Annotated in this window: 14 protein-coding genes; 10 read left to right on the top strand and 4 right to left on the bottom strand. The window is 75.2% G+C overall.

The genetic code is table 11. The features are described from left to right. The first annotated feature begins 316 nt into the window (after nt 1-316). The gene (locus ACFV1W_RS24570; RefSeq protein WP_380419383.1) at nt 317-1219 is read left to right on the top strand and encodes a tetratricopeptide repeat protein; all 903 of its coding nucleotides are present in this window, start codon (nt 317-319) and stop codon (nt 1217-1219) included. A 71-nt stretch (nt 1220-1290) separates the two neighbouring features. Here ACFV1W_RS24570 and ACFV1W_RS24565 read toward each other — a convergent pair whose 3' ends face one another. Next, the gene (locus ACFV1W_RS24565; protein ID WP_380419377.1) at nt 1291-2661 is read right to left on the bottom strand and encodes a DUF1015 family protein; all 1371 of its coding nucleotides are present in this window, start codon (nt 2659-2661) and stop codon (nt 1291-1293) included. Nucleotides 2662-2753: 92 nt separating this feature from the next. Here ACFV1W_RS24565 and ACFV1W_RS24560 point away from each other — a divergent pair, with 92 nt between their 5' ends. Both ACFV1W_RS24560 and ACFV1W_RS24555 read left to right on the top strand, forming a co-directional pair. Further along, nucleotides 2754-3317, top strand: coding sequence for a tetratricopeptide repeat protein (locus ACFV1W_RS24560; RefSeq protein WP_380419376.1), 564 nt, complete (start codon nt 2754-2756; stop codon nt 3315-3317). A 69-nt stretch (nt 3318-3386) separates the two neighbouring features. Beyond that, nucleotides 3387-4427, top strand: a complete 1041-nt coding sequence (locus ACFV1W_RS24555) for an HAD-IIA family hydrolase (RefSeq protein ID WP_380419375.1) — start codon at nt 3387-3389, stop codon at nt 4425-4427. A gap of 16 nt (nt 4428-4443) precedes the next feature. Here ACFV1W_RS24555 and ACFV1W_RS24550 read toward each other — a convergent pair whose 3' ends face one another. Then, nucleotides 4444-4791 carry an alkyl sulfatase C-terminal domain-containing protein gene (locus ACFV1W_RS24550; protein ID WP_380419374.1) on the bottom strand — a complete coding sequence of 116 codons (348 nt, stop codon included), beginning with the start codon at nt 4789-4791 and terminating at the stop codon, nt 4444-4446. 157 nt (nt 4792-4948) lie between these two features. On the opposite strand from ACFV1W_RS24550, the gene ACFV1W_RS24545 reads away from it, so the two are divergent. From ACFV1W_RS24545 to ACFV1W_RS24530, 4 genes are all read left to right on the top strand, one after another. Next, the gene (locus tag ACFV1W_RS24545) at nt 4949-5779 is read left to right on the top strand and encodes a hypothetical protein (protein ID WP_380419373.1); all 831 of its coding nucleotides are present in this window, start codon (nt 4949-4951) and stop codon (nt 5777-5779) included. Beyond that, nucleotides 5763-5969 carry a hypothetical protein gene (locus tag ACFV1W_RS24540; RefSeq protein WP_380419372.1) on the top strand — a complete coding sequence of 69 codons (207 nt, stop codon included), beginning with the start codon at nt 5763-5765 and terminating at the stop codon, nt 5967-5969. Before ACFV1W_RS24545 ends, ACFV1W_RS24540 begins: the two co-directional genes overlap by 17 nt. Before the next feature lie 36 nt (nt 5970-6005). Then, complete coding sequence (locus tag ACFV1W_RS24535) at nt 6006-6812, top strand: TlyA family RNA methyltransferase (RefSeq protein ID WP_380419382.1); 807 nt, start codon at nt 6006-6008, stop codon at nt 6810-6812. A 91-nt stretch (nt 6813-6903) separates the two neighbouring features. Beyond that, nucleotides 6904-7812, top strand: coding sequence for an NAD kinase (locus ACFV1W_RS24530; RefSeq protein ID WP_380419371.1), 909 nt, complete (start codon nt 6904-6906; stop codon nt 7810-7812). A 21-nt stretch (nt 7813-7833) separates the two neighbouring features. On the opposite strand, the gene ACFV1W_RS24525 is transcribed toward ACFV1W_RS24530, so the two are convergent. Continuing rightward, nucleotides 7834-9327: a PLP-dependent aminotransferase family protein gene (locus ACFV1W_RS24525; protein ID WP_380419370.1), complete on the bottom strand. Its 1494-nt coding sequence runs from the start codon at nt 9325-9327 to the stop codon at nt 7834-7836. A gap of 244 nt (nt 9328-9571) precedes the next feature. On the opposite strand from ACFV1W_RS24525, the gene ACFV1W_RS24520 reads away from it, so the two are divergent. The 3 genes from ACFV1W_RS24520 (at nt 9572) to ACFV1W_RS24510 (ending at nt 13379) form a co-directional block, all read left to right on the top strand. After that, complete coding sequence (locus tag ACFV1W_RS24520) at nt 9572-10192, top strand: YitT family protein (protein ID WP_380419381.1); 621 nt, start codon at nt 9572-9574, stop codon at nt 10190-10192. A gap of 88 nt (nt 10193-10280) precedes the next feature. Continuing rightward, on the top strand, nt 10281-12014 hold the full coding sequence (gene recN / locus ACFV1W_RS24515; protein WP_380419380.1) for a DNA repair protein RecN: 1734 nt from the start codon (nt 10281-10283) through the stop codon (nt 12012-12014). 180 nt (nt 12015-12194) lie between these two features. After that, nucleotides 12195-13379: a glycosyltransferase family 4 protein gene (locus tag ACFV1W_RS24510; RefSeq protein WP_380419369.1), complete on the top strand. Its 1185-nt coding sequence runs from the start codon at nt 12195-12197 to the stop codon at nt 13377-13379. Nucleotides 13380-13408: 29 nt separating this feature from the next. Here the strand turns inward: ACFV1W_RS24510 and ACFV1W_RS24505 are convergent, their stop codons facing one another. After that, on the bottom strand, nt 13409-15406 hold the full coding sequence (locus ACFV1W_RS24505) for a glycoside hydrolase family 15 protein (RefSeq protein ID WP_380419368.1): 1998 nt from the start codon (nt 15404-15406) through the stop codon (nt 13409-13411). Nucleotides 15407-15852: the final 446 nt, after the last annotated feature.

The following is a 15852-nucleotide window of genomic DNA, read 5'->3' as shown; positions in this document are numbered from 1 at the left end:
CGGCTTCCGCCGTGATGACCGTCCGGGCGGGTTCCGTCGTGACGACCGTGATGACCGTCCGCGTCGTGACGACCGTCCGTCCTACCGCGACCGTGGCGACCGCGGCGGCGAGCGCGGCGGATTCCGCCGTGACGACCGTGGCGGCGATCGCGGTGGGTTCCGTCGTGACGACCGCCAGGGCGGCTTCCGTGGCGGCGACCGCCGCGACGACCGCGGCGGCGACCGTCGGGACTACGACGACCGCCGCGGCAACTACGAGCCCGTCAAGCGCCTGCCGATCCCGGAGGACGTCACCGGCTTCGAGCTGGACGCGGACGTGCGCCAGGAGCTCAAGAGCCTGCCCAAGACCCTCGCGGACGACGTCGCCCGCAACCTGGTGATGGTGGCCCGCCTGCTCGACGGTGAGCCCGAGGAGGCGTACCAGTACTCGCGCGTCGCGCTGCGACTGGCCTCCCGCGTGGCCGCCGTCCGCGAGGCGGCCGGGTTCGCCTCGTACATGACGCAGCGGTACTCCGAGGCGCTGACCGAGTTCCGCGCCGCCCGCCGGATGACCGGCCGTGCCGACCTGTGGCCCGTGATGGCCGACTGCGAGCGCGGTCTGGGCCGTCCGGAGCGGGCGCTGGCGATGGCCGGCGAGCCCGAGGTGAAGCAGCTGGACAAGGCCGGCCAGGTCGAGATGCGCCTGGTCGCGGCCGGTGCCCGCAGCGACATGGAGCAGTTCGACGCCGCCGTCGTCACCCTGCAGAGCCCGGAGCTGGCCTCCAGCGCCGTGCACCCGTGGACCGCCCGCCTGCGGTACGCCTACGCCGAGGCGCTGATCGCGGCCGGCCGCGGCGACGAGGCCCGTGACTGGTTCGCCAAGGCCGCCGAGGCCGACACCGACGGTTCGACCAACGCCTCGGAGCGCCTGGCCGAGATCGACGGCGTGGAGTTCACCGACGCGCTCGACCCGGAGCTGGCCGACGACGACGCCGAGCAGGCCGACGCCCCGGCGGCGAAGAAGCGCGGCGGCGACAACGCCGACGACCGCGTGATCTTCGAGGACGAGGAGGACGTCGAGGAGTACTACGACGAGGACGACCTCGAAATCGACGAGGACTTCGACGGCGTGGTGCCCGAGCGCGCCAAGGACACCGAGGCGGACGAGGCCGGGGAGAAGACCGAGCAGCCCGCCGAGGCCGGCAAGGACGAGGCCAAGGGCGACGACGCCCAGGCCTGAGCGCCCTGAACGCCGTGAGGCCCTGCCGTTCCCGAAGGAGCGGCAGGGCCTCACGGCGTCCGGGACCCCTGCTACCCCAGGGGAAGGCTGCGCAGTACCAGTCCGGTGGCCGGCTTCGGCCCGAACGAGGTGGACTTGCGCGGCATCGTGACGCCCTGTTCGGCCAGCCGCCGCACCACGCTCTCCCGGACCGGATGGAGCAGGACGGCCGTCCCGCCCGCGCGGGCGGCCTCGCGCTCGGCGGCCACGCCGGTGTGCAGGTATCCGATGTCGTCGGGGCCGTCGGGAACGTGCCAGGTGTGGTCGAGCAGGGTGGCGTGCAGCACGGTGGCGTCCAGGTGGCGCCACTCCTCGGGCCGGTCGTGCGGCACGGTCGCGTCGAGCAGAGCCTCCTCGGGCTCGCTGAGCAGCCAGAAGACGCCGTCGCCGCCGGTGAGGACGAAGCCGTTGCCGCCGTGCCGCTTCTGCTCGGCGAGCGCCTGGAGGGCGGCGGGCAGCGGGCCGGGGACCTCCTTGACCTTCCACCGGTCGCCGAGCTTCTCCAGCGCCTCGGCCACCGGCAGCCGGTACAGCACGCGGTGGATGGCCCGGACCCGCAGCGGGTAGCGGGCGGTGTCCACGAGCAGCACCATGCCGCGGTCCCACGGGCTGCGGGGCAGGTGGCGGTGCTCACGCTGGAGCCGCAGGTACATCGCCCAGCGGTGGTGGCCGTCGGCGATCAGCGCCCGGCAGGTTGCCAGGTCGCGGCTGATCTCGCCGAGCATGGCGGGGTCGGTGACGGCCCACAGGCGGTGGTGGGTGCCGTCGCTGGTCGTGGTGGACAGCAGCGGCGCGCCCTCGACCGTCCGCTCGATGACGCCGGAGGCGCCGCCGTTGCCCCGGTAGGTGAGCAGCAGCGGTTCGAGGTTGGCCCGGGTGGTGCGCATCAGGCCGACCCGGTCGGCGACCGGCCGGGGCATGACGTCCTCGTGGGGGAGGACGACGCCGGCCTCGGGGCCGCTCACCGCGAGGGCGCCGATCAGACCGCGCTGGAGCAGCTCGGGGGTGTCGCCGGTCGCCGGGACCCGCTGCTCGTAGACGTAGATCGCCGGCTCCGGGTCGGCGGCGAGGACGCCCTCGCGCTGCCACCCGGCCAGCAGCCGGGCGGCGTGCCGGTACTTGGTGTCGCGGTCGGGTCGGTCTCCGGCGTCCTCGGGCTCGGGCCGGGGCAGGATCAGCCGGACCACGTTGTGCGGGTCGGCCGTCTCCAGGTCCAGCCGGCGCCCCGGGTCGACGACGTCGTAGGGCGGGGACATCACCGCGGCCAGCGCGCCGACCCGGTCGGGGACGTAGCGCAGGCCACGGAAGGGGGACAGGGACAGGCCTGCGGTGGCGACGTGCCCGGGGTCACCGGGGCCGCCCTCGGGAGTCTCGACTCCGTCTTCTGCACTGGGTGTGCTCATTCTGGGCATCGTAACCGGGTACGCGTTGTTGAGAGATCGGAATGCCCGTGCCGAGCGGTCGGGCGGGTGTGTGACCGAGGGCGAGGTACGGCATGGAGGACGGGCAGGAACGGGTGGACGGCGGCGTGCCGGGCGGGACGCCGCCGACGGGGGGAGTCCCGGCCCAGGGGCGGCCCGGGGAGCCCGCGGGGGACGTCTACGACTGGTTCCGCCGGGGCGCGAAGCTGCTGGCGCAGGGCCATCCGGCGGCGGCCGAGCAGTTGCTCGCCCGCGCCGCGGAGGCCGAGCCGCACTCGCGGAGCATCCGGGAGGCGCTGGCCCGGGCGCAGTTCGACGCCGGTTCGTACGCGGCGGCGCTGGAGAACTTCCGGGCCGTGGCGCTGGCTGATCCGTCGGACGACTACGCTCAGTTCGGGTGGGGCGTCGCTGCGGCCCGGCTGGGCGACTTCGAGACCTCGGCCGAGCACCTGGCGCTGGCCGTGGCCATGCGCCCGGAGACCGACCACTACCGGTCGGCGCTGCGGCAGACCAGGGCGACCCTCGCGGCCCGCGCCGGGGCGTTCGGCCCGTTGCTGCCCGGCGCACCCGGCTACCGGGAGCCGAACCTGCCGCAGCAGGCCGGGGGAGGGCCCGAAGGCGTCGACGACGACGCCTGACCGGGCGGGAGAGACGAGCAGACGGACCGCAGTGCCCCACGGCGCTGCGGTGGACGAGATTGGGCAGGCATGACCGAGACGGCCACCACCGCGCGACGGACCGCCCCCGGCGGCAGCGACCGCCCGCTGACCGAGGCGTACGACACGGCGCTGCTGGACCTGGACGGCGTGGTCTACGCCGGCCCGCACGCGATCGAGCACGCGGTGGACTCGCTGGCGGCCGCCCGGACGGCCGGGATGCGGCTCGCGTACGTGACCAACAACGCCTCCCGCCCGCCGCGGGTGGTCGCCGAGCACCTGACCGAGCTGGGCGTGCCCGCCGAGTCGGCCGACGTCATCAATTCGGCCCAGGCCGCTGCCCGGGTGGTCGCCGAGAAGGTGCCCGCCGGGGCGAAGGTGCTGGTGGTGGGCGGCCCGGGGCTGGAGGAGGCGCTGGCCGAGCGCGGGCTGGTGGCCGTCCGCTCGATGGCGGAGGAGCCGCTCGCGGTGGTCCAGGGCTTCGACCCGTCGGTGGGCTGGCCGCAGCTGGCGGAGGCCGCTTACGCGGTGCGCAGCGGGCTGCCGTGGGTCGCCTCGAACACGGACATGACGGTGCCGACCGCGCGCGGCATCGCGCCCGGCAACGGGACGCTGGTGGCGGCGGTGCGGGCGGCGACCGGGGTGGAGCCGGAGGTGGCGGGCAAGCCGCTTCCGCCGATGCACCGGGAGACCGTGCTGCGCACCGGCGCCCGGCGTCCGCTGGTTGTCGGGGACCGGCTGGACACGGACATCGAGGGTGCGTTCAACGGCGGCGTGGACAGCCTGCTGGTGTTCACCGGCGTCACCACGCCGGCGCAGCTGCTGGCGGCCCCGGTCGAGCACCGGCCGGCCTACCTGGCGGCCGACCTGCGCGGCCTGCTGGTCCCGCAGCCGGCGGTGACGGCGGCGGACGGCGGCTTCTGCTGCGGCGGCTGGACCGCGACGGCGGAGGGCGGCGCGCTGCGGCTGGCCGGCTCCGGGGGCCGCTGGGACGGCCTGCGGGCGCTGTGCGCGGCGGCCTGGACGGCACTGGACGCGGCGGACGGCGGGCCGGTCGACGGGCGGAAGGCGCTGGCCGAGCTCGGCTTCTGACCGTTCGGCGGGGGCCTCAGAGCAGGGTGCGCAGCCGCAGCAGGTCGCGGAGGCCGGCCTCCAGCTTCACCCGGCCGCTCGCCCAGGCGGCGGCGAAGCCGAGGTCGCCGCCCACCAGGGCGACCAGGTCGTCGCTGGTCATGGTGAGCCGGATGGCGGCTTTCTCGGTGGGCCGTCCGGGTGTGGTGACGACGTCCTGGATCCGGCCGTCGCGCAGGCGGCCGGTGAAGGTCAGGTCGAGGTCGGTGATCCGGCAGCTGAGCGAGCGGTCGAGGGCGGCGGCCTTGCGGACGTCGCCGGTGGAGTTCGCGATGTTCCGGCTGAGCTGTTCCAGTGCTTCCCGGCACTCCTCGGCGTTCGCCATGGCGGTCGCTCCATCCCCAGGTCGCTGTGGTGCGGACTGCCGGGCCACGGTACCTCAGGAGGGTTTTGGCGGTAGCGTCGTCAGTGGGGTGCCCGGAAACGCCCGGGTGCCGAGGGCGACGGAGCGAGGCGCGCGCAGGCGCGGAGGAGGCACCCGGATGCTGCCGAGGACGGTGCGAGGAGCGGTGGCGGCCGCCGCCGTGGTGGTGGAGGAGGTCGGCAAGCGGGTCGCAGGCACGGCGGCCGCGGTCCTGGAGAAGACCGGCGTCGACATCTCCGAGGTCGAGCGCAAGCTGGGCGGGCAGTTCCCGCCGTCGGCCAAGACGCTGCAGACGCTGGCGGAGGAGGCGGTCACCGCGGGGCGGGCCGGGGTGGACCTGGCCGTCGGGGTGGCGCGCAACGAGGTGGAGAAGGCCTTCGAGAAGGTCGGCGACCAGGTGACCAAGGTCGGCGTGGTGCTGGCGTACCTGGAGAGCAAGCTGCGCGAGGTCGAGGAGGAGCCGGCCGCGACGAAGCCGGCCCCCGACCGGTACGCGGCGCCGCACCCGGAGGACGGGCCGCCGCCGGCGCCCCGGGCGGACGACCTGTTCGGGCGCGGCTGGGAGTTCGAGGACGAGCCGGTGGCGACGGGGCCGGTAGTGGCCGAGCGCGTGGAGGTGGACGAGCCGGTCGAGGTCGATCCGCCGTTGTCACCGAAGACGGAGGCCGCCCTTCGGGAGGCCGTGGCAGAGGCGGCCGAGGACCCCGCCGCGGGGAAGATGGGGTCGCCCGTCGCCGGGACGGAGGGGGTGCCCGCCGCGAAGAAGGCACCCGCCGCGAAGAAGGCCGTCGGGAAGAAGGCGACCGTCAAAAAGAGCGCCGCCGCGCGGCGGAAGCAGCCCGAGCGGAACGGCGCCGAGCCCCAGGCGGCGGCCAAGCGCACGGCGACGAAGAAGACCACCGTCCGCAAGGCCACCAGCGCGAAGAAGCCGGATGTCCGGGACGAGTGAGGGCGGGAGCCCGGGGGAGGCGACCGGGCCGCTCGGCGTCGAACTGCTGCCCACCGGGCACCCCGGGGTGGACGCCGGGCTGGCCCGGCTGGAGGCTTTGGACGGGGTCCCGGCCGAGGCCCACGTCGCGGTGTACGAAGATGTTCACCAGCGGCTGGCCGACCTGCTGGCCGCGCTCGACCAGGATTGATCCGCAGGACCCGTAGGAGCTGAAGCACCAGTGGCAGTGGCACGACGCCGACTCGACGCGGAGCTGGTCCGCCGCAAGCTGGCCCGATCGCGTGAGCACGCGTCCGAGCTGATCGCGGCCGGGCGGGTGACCGTCGGCGGCACCACCGCGACCAAGCCGGCCACCCAGGTGGAGACCTCGGCGGCGGTCGTGGTGGCCAAGGACGAGAACGACCCCGACTACGTCTCGCGCGGCGGGCACAAGCTCGCCGGGGCGTTCGCGGCCTTCGTGCCGCAGGGCCTGGTGGTCGAGGGCCGCCGGGCGCTGGACGCGGGTGCCTCCACCGGCGGGTTCACCGACGTGCTGCTGCGCGCCGGCGCCGCCCACGTGCTGGCGGTGGACGTCGGCTACGGGCAGCTCGCCTGGTCGCTGCAGAGCGACGAGCGGGTGACGGTGATGGACCGCACCAACGTCCGCGAACTGACCCGGGAGATGATCGGCGGCACCCCCGTCGACCTGGTGGTCGGCGACCTGTCCTTCATCTCGCTGGGGCTGGTGCTGCCGGCGCTGGCCGGCTGCGCGGCCGAGGACGCGGACCTGGTGCTGATGGTCAAGCCGCAGTTCGAGATCGGCAAGGAGCGGCTCGGCAGCGGCGGGGTGGTGCGCAGCCCGCAGCTGCGCGCGGAGATGGTGCGCCAGGTGGCCGGGCAGGCGTGGGAGCTGGGGCTGGGCGTGCGCGCGGTCACCGCCAGCCCCCTGCCGGGGCCGTCGGGGAACGTCGAGTACTTCCTCTGGATGCGCCGGGACGCCCCGCAGCTGGACCCCGCGGAGGCGGACCGGGCCGTGGCGGAAGGGCCCCGGTAGGGTGCTCTGCGAGCGTCCGGCCCGTCATGCTGTATGGCGCGGCCGCACCGGGCCGAGGTCGACCCGGCAGGCGTAGGGAGAGGGCAGCGGCATGAGCGATGAAGAACGTACGGTCTTCCTGATCGCGCACACCGGCCGGGAGGCGGCGCTGCGCAGCGTCGAGGGCCTGGTGCACGGGCTGCTGAAGGCGGGGCTCCGGATCAGGCTGCTGGAGGCCGAGGCAGTGGACCTCGACCTGCCGGAGGGGGTCGAGAAGGTCGCCGAGGGGCCGGGTGCGGCGGACGGCTGCGAGCTGATTCTGGTCGCCGGGGGCGACGGGACGCTGCTGCGCGGCGCGGAGTTGGCGCGCTCGCACGGGCTGCCGATGCTGGGCATCAACCTCGGCCGGGTCGGCTTCCTGGCCGAGGCCGAGCGGGACGACCTGGCCGTGGTGGTCGAGCGGGTGGTCGACGCCGAATACGAGGTCGAGGAGCGGATGACGCTCGACGTCATCGTCCGGACCAACGGCGATGTGGTGCACCAGGACTGGGCGTTGAACGAGGCGTCGATCGAGAAGGCGTCCCGGGAACGGATGTTGGAAGTGGTGACCGAGGTGGACGGCCGCCCGGTCTCCAACTTCGGTTGCGACGGGGTGGTCTGCGCGACGCCGACCGGCTCGACCGCGTACGCGTTCTCGGGCGGCGGGCCGGTGGTGTGGCCGGAGGTGGAGGCGCTGCTGATGGTGCCGATCTCCGCGCACGCGCTGTTCGCCCGGCCGCTGGTGACCTCGCCGGACTCGGTGCTGGCCGTCGAGGTGCAGCCCAAGACCCCGCACGGGGTGCTCTGGTGCGACGGGCGGCGTTCGGTCGAACTGCCCGCCGGGGCACGGGTGGAGGTGCGCCGGGGGCAGACGCCGGTGCGGCTGGCCCGGCTGCACCGGGCGCCGTTCACCGACCGGCTGGTGGCCAAGTTCGCGCTCCCGGTGACGGGTTGGCGCGGGAGGTCGGACCAGTCCTGCTGACGGCGCCCGGTTGACGGAGCGTCAGACAGCGAGTGCCTGGCCTTCGTCGGCCGGGCCGAACCGGCCGCCCGCCGTCGCGCGGGCGGCCACCGCGGCCAGTCGTTCGACGGCGGCGGGAACGGCCGCGGCGGGCACAGTGAGCGGGAGCCGGATGTGGTGCTCGAAGGCGCCGTCCGAGCCGAACCGGTTGCCGGCCGCGATCCGGACCCCGGCGGGCTCCCCGGCCCGGGCCAGCGCCGCGCCCGACAGGCCGCCGGTGGAGCCCCAGAGCGAGAGGCCGCCGGGCGGCAACGGGAAGCCCCAGTCCGGCAGCTGCTCGGACAGTGCGGCGGCGAAGGCGTGGGCGGTGGCGCGCAGCCGGTCCAACTGGTGGGCGCGGACGTCCCGGAGCGGCTCACCCAGCAGTTCGGCGGCGATCAGCTGGTCGAGCACCGGGGTGCCGACGTCGCTGTAGACCCGCTCGGTGGCCAGTCGCCGGACGAGTGCGGGCGCGGCCCGGACCCAGCCGATCCGCAGGCCGCCCCAGAGCAGCTTGCCGGCCGAGCCGACGGTGACCACCTGGGCGGAGCGGTCCAGCGCCGCCATCGGGCGCGGAAGCGGCGTGGAGCCCGGGACGCCCCAGCCGAGTTCGGCGGTGGTCTCGTCCACCAGCACGATGCTCCCGGCGGCCCGGGCGGCGGCCAGCAGCCGGCGGCGCTGCTCCTCGTCGATCAGCGCGCCGGTCGGGTTGTGGAAGTCCGGGATGACGTACGAGACCTTGGGGGCGGCCCCGCGCAGCACCCGCTGCCACTCCTCCAGGTCCCACCGGGCTCGGGCGGCGTACGGGACCGGCACCAGGCGGGCCCCGGTGAGGCGCAGGGCCTGGAGGGTGTGGGCGTAGCTGGGGGCCTCGACGGCGACCCGGTCGCCGCGGCCGACCAGCACCCGCTGGACCAGGTGCAGGCCGCCCATCGCGCCGGTGGTGACCAGGATCTGGTCGGGGGTGGTGGGCAGTCCGCGCTCGGTGTAGCGGCGGGCGACGGCCTCGCGCAGCACCGGGACGCCGGTGGGGTAGTGGCCGTGCCCGGAGGCGTAGTGCGGCAGCAGTTCGACGGCGCGGGCGGCGGCCCGGCCGAACCAGGGCTGCGGGGCGGGCAGGGCGGCGACGCCGAGGTCCAGGATCCGGCCCTGCTCGTCCGGCGGGACGGGGTGCAGGGCGTCGCTGGGCGGCGGGGCGCCGTCGGGCAGGGAGGTCCAGCTGCCGGCGCCGCGGCGGCTGTGCAGGTAGCCGTCGCCGCGCAGGGTCTCGTAGGCGGTGGCGACGGTGGTGCGGCTGAGGTCCAGGGCGGAGGCGAGTTCGCGTTCGGCGGGCAGCCGGGCACCGACCGGCAGCCGGCCCTCGCTGACCAGCAGCCGGATCTGTCCGGCGAGGGTGCGGTAGGCGGGGCGGCGAGCGGTGGCCGGTTCGGGGAGCCGGGCGGTGGCGAGCAGCCTCGCCAGTGCGGGCGGGGTGACGGTGGTGTGCCAGTCGGCCATCGCGCATCAGTCCACTTGCTGAGGATTGGCCCTGTCGAGGGCGGTATTGGCCTGTTCATCATGGCAGGGCGGCCGTCGAGCCGCCACCACCGGGGCCGTCCCCCGGGGTGCGGCACCACTCGCAGGAGCACCATTGGCCGTCACGACCGCCCCGACGTCCGCGTCCGCCCCGACGACGCCCACGACCGCCCCGACGTCCGCGTCCGCCTCCGAACCGGCCGCCCGACCCGGTCTCGCCGTCCGGATCCTCGGCGACACCGACGCACTGGGCCGACGCCTCCCGCAGCTGGCCGTCGGCCTCACCCTGTACGGGGTGAGCATGGCGATGATGCTCCGCTCCGGCCTCGGCCTCGACCCCTGGGACGTCTTCCACCAGGGCCTGCAGCGGGTGCTCGGGCTCACCGTGGGCGCCTGGGTGACGATCTGCGGCGCCCTCGTCCTGCTGCTGTGGATCCCGCTGCGCCAGCGCCCGGGGGTGGGCACCGTCGCCAACGTGCTGATGATCGGCGCGGCGATGGACCTCACCCTGCGGCTGGTCGGCGGCCCGCACGGCCTGCCGGCCCGGGTGGCGCTGATGGCTGCCGCGGTGGTGCTCAACGGCGTCGCCTCGGGCCTCTACATCGGCGCGCGCCTGGGCCCCGGCCCGCGCGACGGCCTGATGACCGGCCTGCACCGGCGCACCGGGCGTTCGCTGCGGCTGATCCGCACCGGCATCGAGCTGACCGTACTGGCCGCGGGACTGCTGCTCGGCGGCACCGCCGGGGTCGGCACGGTCCTGTACGCGCTGCTGATCGGCCCGCTGGTGCAGCTCTTCCTGCCGTGGTGCACGGTGCCCACCGCCGCCGGAACCTCCCGGAAGGGGTGAACTCGGGGGCATAGAGTTGCCGCGCGCCGTTGCCGCTCGTCGCGCTCCGGGGGCGGAACCTCGTAAGGTCGTCTCCGTGTTGGACGAGATGCGGATACGGGATCTTGGGGTCATCGACGACGCGGTGGTCGAGCTGGCCCCCGGCTTCACCGCCGTGACCGGTGAGACCGGCGCCGGCAAGACCATGGTCGTGACCAGCCTCGGCCTGCTGCTGGGCGGACGCGCCGACCCCGGCCTGGTACGGCACGGCGCCGGACGCGCGGTGGTGGAGGGCCGGCTGGAACTGCCCGCCGACTCCGCGGTGGCGGCGCGCGCCGTCGAGGCCGGGGCCGAACTGGACGACGGCGCCCTGCTGGTCAGCCGCACCGTCTCCGCCGAGGGGCGCTCCCGGGCGTACGTCGGCGGGCGGGCCGTCCCGGTCGGGCTGCTCACCGAGCTCGGCGAGGACCTGATCGCCGTGCACGGCCAGACCGACCAGCAGCGGCTGCTGCGCCCGGCCCGCCAGCGCGGCGCGCTGGACCGTTACGCGGGTGAGTCGGTGGCCGAGCCGCTGGCCCGCTACCGGGAGACCTACCGCGCCCTGCGCGAGGTCTCGGCCACCCTGGAGGAGCTGACCACCCGGGCCCGCGAGCGCGCCCAGGAGGCCGACCTGCTCCGCTTCGGCCTGGACGAGATCGCCGCCGCCGAGCCGGTGGCCGGCGAGGATGTCGAGCTGGCCGCCGAGGCCGAGCGGCTCGGCCACGCCGACGCGCTGTCCTCCGCGGCGACCCTCGCCCACGCCGCCCTGGCCGGTGACCCGGCCGACCCGGAGGCGCTGGACGCGGGCACCCTGCTCGCCCAGTCCCGGCGCGCCCTGGAAGCGGTGCGCCACCACGACGAGCGCCTCGCCGCCCTGGCCGACCGGCTGAACGAGGTCGGCTACCTGCTGGCCGACGTCGCCGGGGACCTGGCCGGCTACGCCGACGACCTGGACGCCGACCCGGTGCGGCTGGCCGCGGTCGAGGACCGCCGCGCCGTGCTGGCCCAGCTGCTGCGCAAGTACGGCGGCGAGGAGAACACCCTCGCCGAGGTGATCGCCTGGGCCGAGGCCGGTTCCGCCCGGCTCGCCGAACTCGACGGCGACGACGAGCGGATCGACCAGCTCGGCGCCCAGGAGACGGAGCTGCGGGCCGAGTTGGCCGAGCTGGCGGCCGAGGTGTCGGCCGCCCGGCAGGCCGCCGCCGGGCGCTTCGCCGAGGCCGTCTCCGCCGAACTCGCCGAACTGGCCATGCCGCACGCCCGGGTCACCTTCTCGATCACCCGGCTCGACGACCTGGCCGGGATCGAGGTGGACGGGCGCAGCGTCGCGTACGGACCGCACGGCGTGGACGAGGTCGAGGTGCTGCTCGCTCCCCACCCCGGTGCCCAGCCGCGCCCGATCGCCAAGGGTGCCTCGGGCGGTGAGCTGTCCCGGGTGATGCTCGCCGTCGAGGTGGTCTTCGCGGGCGCCGACCCCGTCCCCACCTACCTGTTCGACGAGGTGGACGCGGGCGTCGGCGGCAAGGCCGCGGTCGAGATCGGCCGCCGGCTGGCCAAACTGGCCGAAACCGCCCAGGTCGTGGTGGTCACCCACCTCCCGCAGGTGGCCGCGTTCGCGGACCGGCACCTGGTGGTGGAGAAGACCAACGACGGCACCGTGACCCGCTCCGGCGTCAAGGTGTTGAACGACGAGGAGCGGGTGCGCGAACTCTCCCGGATGCTGGCCGGCCTGGAGGACTCGGAGCTGGGCCGCGCCCACGCCGAGGAGCTGCTGGCCGCCGCCCGGGCCCCCCGCCACCGGTAGTCCGGGGCGGCGGCCCTCACCGCAGGACGACGGCGCGCCCCCCGTGGCGCCGACTGTCCAAGAGGGCCGCCGACCTGGCATGGTGGCGGCTGGACACTGGCTTTCCAGTCCCGAGCGCCGCCCGGCGGGCAACCCTCGCGAAGCGGCGCGCGAACCTGATCGAGTCGGATGCGAGACGACGTGGACCATTCCGCTGCCCGGGCCACCGCGGCCGCCCCGGAACCGGGGCAGCTGCACGTGGTACTCGTCCTGGCCGCCAGCACCGGCGGCATCGGTGCGCACGTGCGCTCCCTGGCCCAGGGCCTGGTCGCGCACGGGGTGATCGTGACGGTCTGCGCACCGGCCGGTACGGACGCGCTGTTCGGTTTCTCCCGCACGGGCGCGCGGTTCCACAAGGTCGACATCACCCCCACCGCGGGCGCCCGCAGCGACGCCACCGCGATCGGCGAGCTGCGCCGGGCCTTCACCGGCGCCGACGTGGTGCACGCCCACGGGCTGCGCGCCGGGCTGCTGTCCGACCTCGCGCTGCGCACCGCCGGCCGCTTCCCGGGCCTGCGCCCGGAGACCCCGCTGGTGGTCACCTCCCACCACGCGCTGCTGGCCACCGGCATGGAGCGGCGGCTGCAGCGGCTGATGGAGCGCCGGGTGGCGCGTGCCGCCGACCTGGTCCTCGGCGCCTCCTCCGACCTGGTCGCCCGGGCCCGCGAACTGGGCGCCACGGACGCCCGGCTGGGCCCGGTGGCCGCCCCGCCGACGCCCGAGGGCCGGATCGGCCGGGCCGAGGCGCGGGCCGCGCTGCTCGGCGACGGCCCGGACCGCCCGCTGGTGCTGGCGGTCGGCCGGCTCGTCCCGCAGAAGGCCTTCGGGCTGCTGCTGGACGCCACCGGCGAGCTGTCCGCGCTGGACCCGGAGCCGCTGCTGCTGCTCGCCGGGGACGGCCCGGAGGCGGGCCCGCTGCGCGAGCGGGTGGCCGCCGAGAAGCTGCCGGTGCGGCTGCTCGGCTACCGCACCGACGTGCCCGACCTGTTGGCCGCCGCCGACGTGGTGGTGCTCTCCAGCCGCTGGGAGGCCCGGTCGCTAGTGGTCCAGGAGGCGATGCGGGCCGGTGTGCCGGTGGTGGCCACCGCCGTGGGCGGCATCCCCGAACTGGTCGGCGACGCCGCCGTGCTGGTGGCCGCGGGCGATCCGGCGGCGCTCGGCCGGGCGGTGCGCGAGCTGCTGGCCGACCCCGCCCGCCGCGAGCAGCTGGTGGCCGCCGGCCGGCAGCAGGCCGAGACCTGGCCGGACGAGGCCGCCACCGTCGCCCAGGTGCTCAGCACCTACGACGAGCTGGTGCAGCGCGAACAGGGCCTGTCCGGCCGCTGATCCGACAGGACCCGCCGGACAGCCCCCGACTAGACGGTGGCCTGCTCGATCCGGTCGGCGGCCGGGCCGTCGGGCTGGGCCGACAGGTAGGCGGCGCCGCAGGCGGTCAGCCGCAGGGCGGTGTCGATCAGCGGGACGTGGCTGAAGGCCTGCGGGAAGTTTCCGACCTGGCGCTTGAGCCGCGGGTCCCACTCCTCGGCGAGCAGCCCGAGGTCGTTGCGCAGTGACAGCAGCCGGTCGAACAGCTCGCGGGCCTCCTGCACCCGGCCGATCATGGCGAGGTCGTCGGCCAGCCAGAACGAGCAGGCCAGGAAGGCGCCCTCGTGGCCGGACAGCCCGTCCACGTTGTTGCCCGACTCGTCGTGGGTCGGGTAGCGCAGCACGAAGCCGTCCTCGGTGGACAGTTCGCGCTGGATCGCCTCGATGGTGCCGATCACCCGCTTGTCGTCCGGCGGCAGGAAGCCGACCTGGGGGATGAGCAGCAGCGAGGCGTCCAGCTCATGGCCGCCGTAGTACTGGGTGAAGGTGTTGCGCTCCGGGTCGTAGCCCTTCTCGCAGACGTCCCGGTGGATGGTGTCGCGCAGTTGGCGCCAGCGCTCCAGGTGGCCGTCGGCGGGGGCGTCCTCGGGGGTCTGCTCCAGCAGCTTGATGGTGCGGTCGACGGCGACCCAGGCCATCACCTTGGAGTGGACGAAGTGCCGGCGCGGGCCGCGGACCTCCCAGATGCCCTCGTCCGGGTTCTGCCAGTGGTCCTCCAGGTACTCGATCAGGCGCAGCTGGAGGTGGTGGGCGTGGTCGTTGCGGACCAGGCCGGTCATGTGGGCCAGGTGCAGGGCCTCCACCACCTCGCCGTAGACGTCGAGTTGGAGCTGCCCGGCGGCGCCGTTGCCGACCCGGACGGGCTGGGAGCCCTCGTAGCCGGGCAGCCACTCCAGCGAGGTCTCGTTGAGCTCGCGCTCGCCGGCGATGCCGTACATGATCTGCAGGTTCTCCGGGTCACCGGCGACGGCCCGCAGCAGCCACTCGCGCCAGGCCCGGGCCTCCTCGCGGTAGCCGGTGCGCAGCAGTGAGGAGAGGGTGATCGCGGCGTCGCGCAGCCAGGTGTAGCGGTAGTCCCAGTTGCGCTCGCCGCCGATGTCCTCCGGCAGGGAGGTGGTGGGGGCGGCGACGATGCCGCCGGTGGGGGCGTAGGTGAGGCCCTTGAGGGTGATCAGCGAGCGGATCACGGCCTCGCGGTAGGGGCCCTGGTAGGTGCACTGGTCGGCCCAGTCGTGCCAGAAGTCGGCGGTGGCGTCGAGCATCCCCTCGGCGTCCGGGACGGCCGGGGGCTCCAGGTGGGAGGCCTGCCAGGTGAGGGCGAAGGCGATCCGCTCGCCGGCCCGGACGGTGAAGTCGGCGTACGTGGTGAGGTCGCGGCCGTAGGTCTCGGCCTCGCCGTCCAGCCAGACCGAGTCGGGGCCGGCCATGGCGACGGTGCGGTGGCCGCCGTCGGCCTGCTCCACCCGGTGCACCCAGGGGACGATCCGGCCGTACGAGAAGCGCATCCGCAGCGCCGAGCGCATCCGGACGGCGCCGGCCACGCCCTCGACGATCCGGATCACCTGGGGGACGGAGTCCCGGCCGGCCAGCGGGCGGGGCGGCATGAAGTCGATCACCCGGACGGTGCCGCCCTGGGCGTCCCACTCCTGCTCCAGGATCAGCGAGTCGCCCCGGTAGCGGCGCCGGTCGGCGGGCAGGGCGGGGGCGGCGGCGGTGGGCGGGGGCACGCGCAGGTCGCCGGGGGCGGCGATGCGGATCCGGCCGGCGGTGGTGAGGGCCGTGGCGGCAGGGGCGGGGAGCTCGGTCACGACGGCCTCGGCCGGGCCGATCCGCCAGAAGCCGTGTTCATCGGTGCCGAGCAGGCCGGCGAACACGGCCGGCGAGTCGAAGCGGGGGAGGCACAGCCAGTCCACCGCCCCGTCCCTGCTGACCAGGGCAGCGGTCTGCATGTCCCCGATGAGTGCGTAGTCCTCGATACGGCCGGCCACGTGGATCTCCAGTTCGCAATGTGGTCAGGGCATCGGCGAACGGGGGAGCGAGCGGTCTGCGGGGCCGGAGGTTCACCCCGGGACGTCCGGCCCGCCGGGGTGGTGGCGGGCCTTGCTGGAGTGTCCGCGCGGGGCTCGGTCGAGCCCCTGAGGGTGGATGGGGAGGAGCTGGATTACGGGGAGGTCCGGTCGCGCATCGGGGACCGGGAGTGTCCTGACGCTCCCACGCCCTCCGCGTGCTCGTGCTGTCGCGATGCGTCCGTGCAGCTTACGACGGACGAAAGGGGCGAAGCACGCGGGCGCAGCCTCGTGTGGCGCCGCAATTCGGCGGAAATGCCGTGCATCGCGGGGACGCGGCCCAGGATGGCCCGGAAGGATCAGCTCCGGGTGGCCGTAACGGAGGGGCCGGAGTGGCCCGGACGGCTCGCTCCGGCTGGCCCGGTCCG

This window comes from Kitasatospora sp. NPDC059648, from assembly GCF_042734825.1.
Taxonomy (GTDB): domain Bacteria; phylum Actinomycetota; class Actinomycetes; order Streptomycetales; family Streptomycetaceae; genus Kitasatospora.
The sequence above is the reverse complement of the archived record's forward strand: the minus strand, read 5'-3'. Positions and strand labels throughout refer to the sequence as shown.

Coding starts and splice junctions, on each gene's coding strand:
- recN (WP_380419380.1), top strand. CDS start 10,281: ATGCGGATACGGGATCTTGGGGTCATCGACGACGCGGTGGTCGAGCTG.
- ACFV1W_RS24525 (WP_380419370.1), bottom strand. CDS start 9,327: ATGGCCGACTGGCACACCACCGTCACCCCGCCCGCACTGGCGAGGCTG.
- ACFV1W_RS24560 (WP_380419376.1), top strand. CDS start 2,754: ATGGAGGACGGGCAGGAACGGGTGGACGGCGGCGTGCCGGGCGGGACG.
- ACFV1W_RS24555 (WP_380419375.1), top strand. CDS start 3,387: ATGACCGAGACGGCCACCACCGCGCGACGGACCGCCCCCGGCGGCAGC.
- ACFV1W_RS24550 (WP_380419374.1), bottom strand. CDS start 4,791: ATGGCGAACGCCGAGGAGTGCCGGGAAGCACTGGAACAGCTCAGCCGG.
- ACFV1W_RS24530 (WP_380419371.1), top strand. CDS start 6,904: ATGAGCGATGAAGAACGTACGGTCTTCCTGATCGCGCACACCGGCCGG.
- ACFV1W_RS24540 (WP_380419372.1), top strand. CDS start 5,763: ATGTCCGGGACGAGTGAGGGCGGGAGCCCGGGGGAGGCGACCGGGCCG.
- ACFV1W_RS24565 (WP_380419377.1), bottom strand. CDS start 2,661: ATGAGCACACCCAGTGCAGAAGACGGAGTCGAGACTCCCGAGGGCGGC.
- ACFV1W_RS24545 (WP_380419373.1), top strand. CDS start 4,949: ATGCTGCCGAGGACGGTGCGAGGAGCGGTGGCGGCCGCCGCCGTGGTG.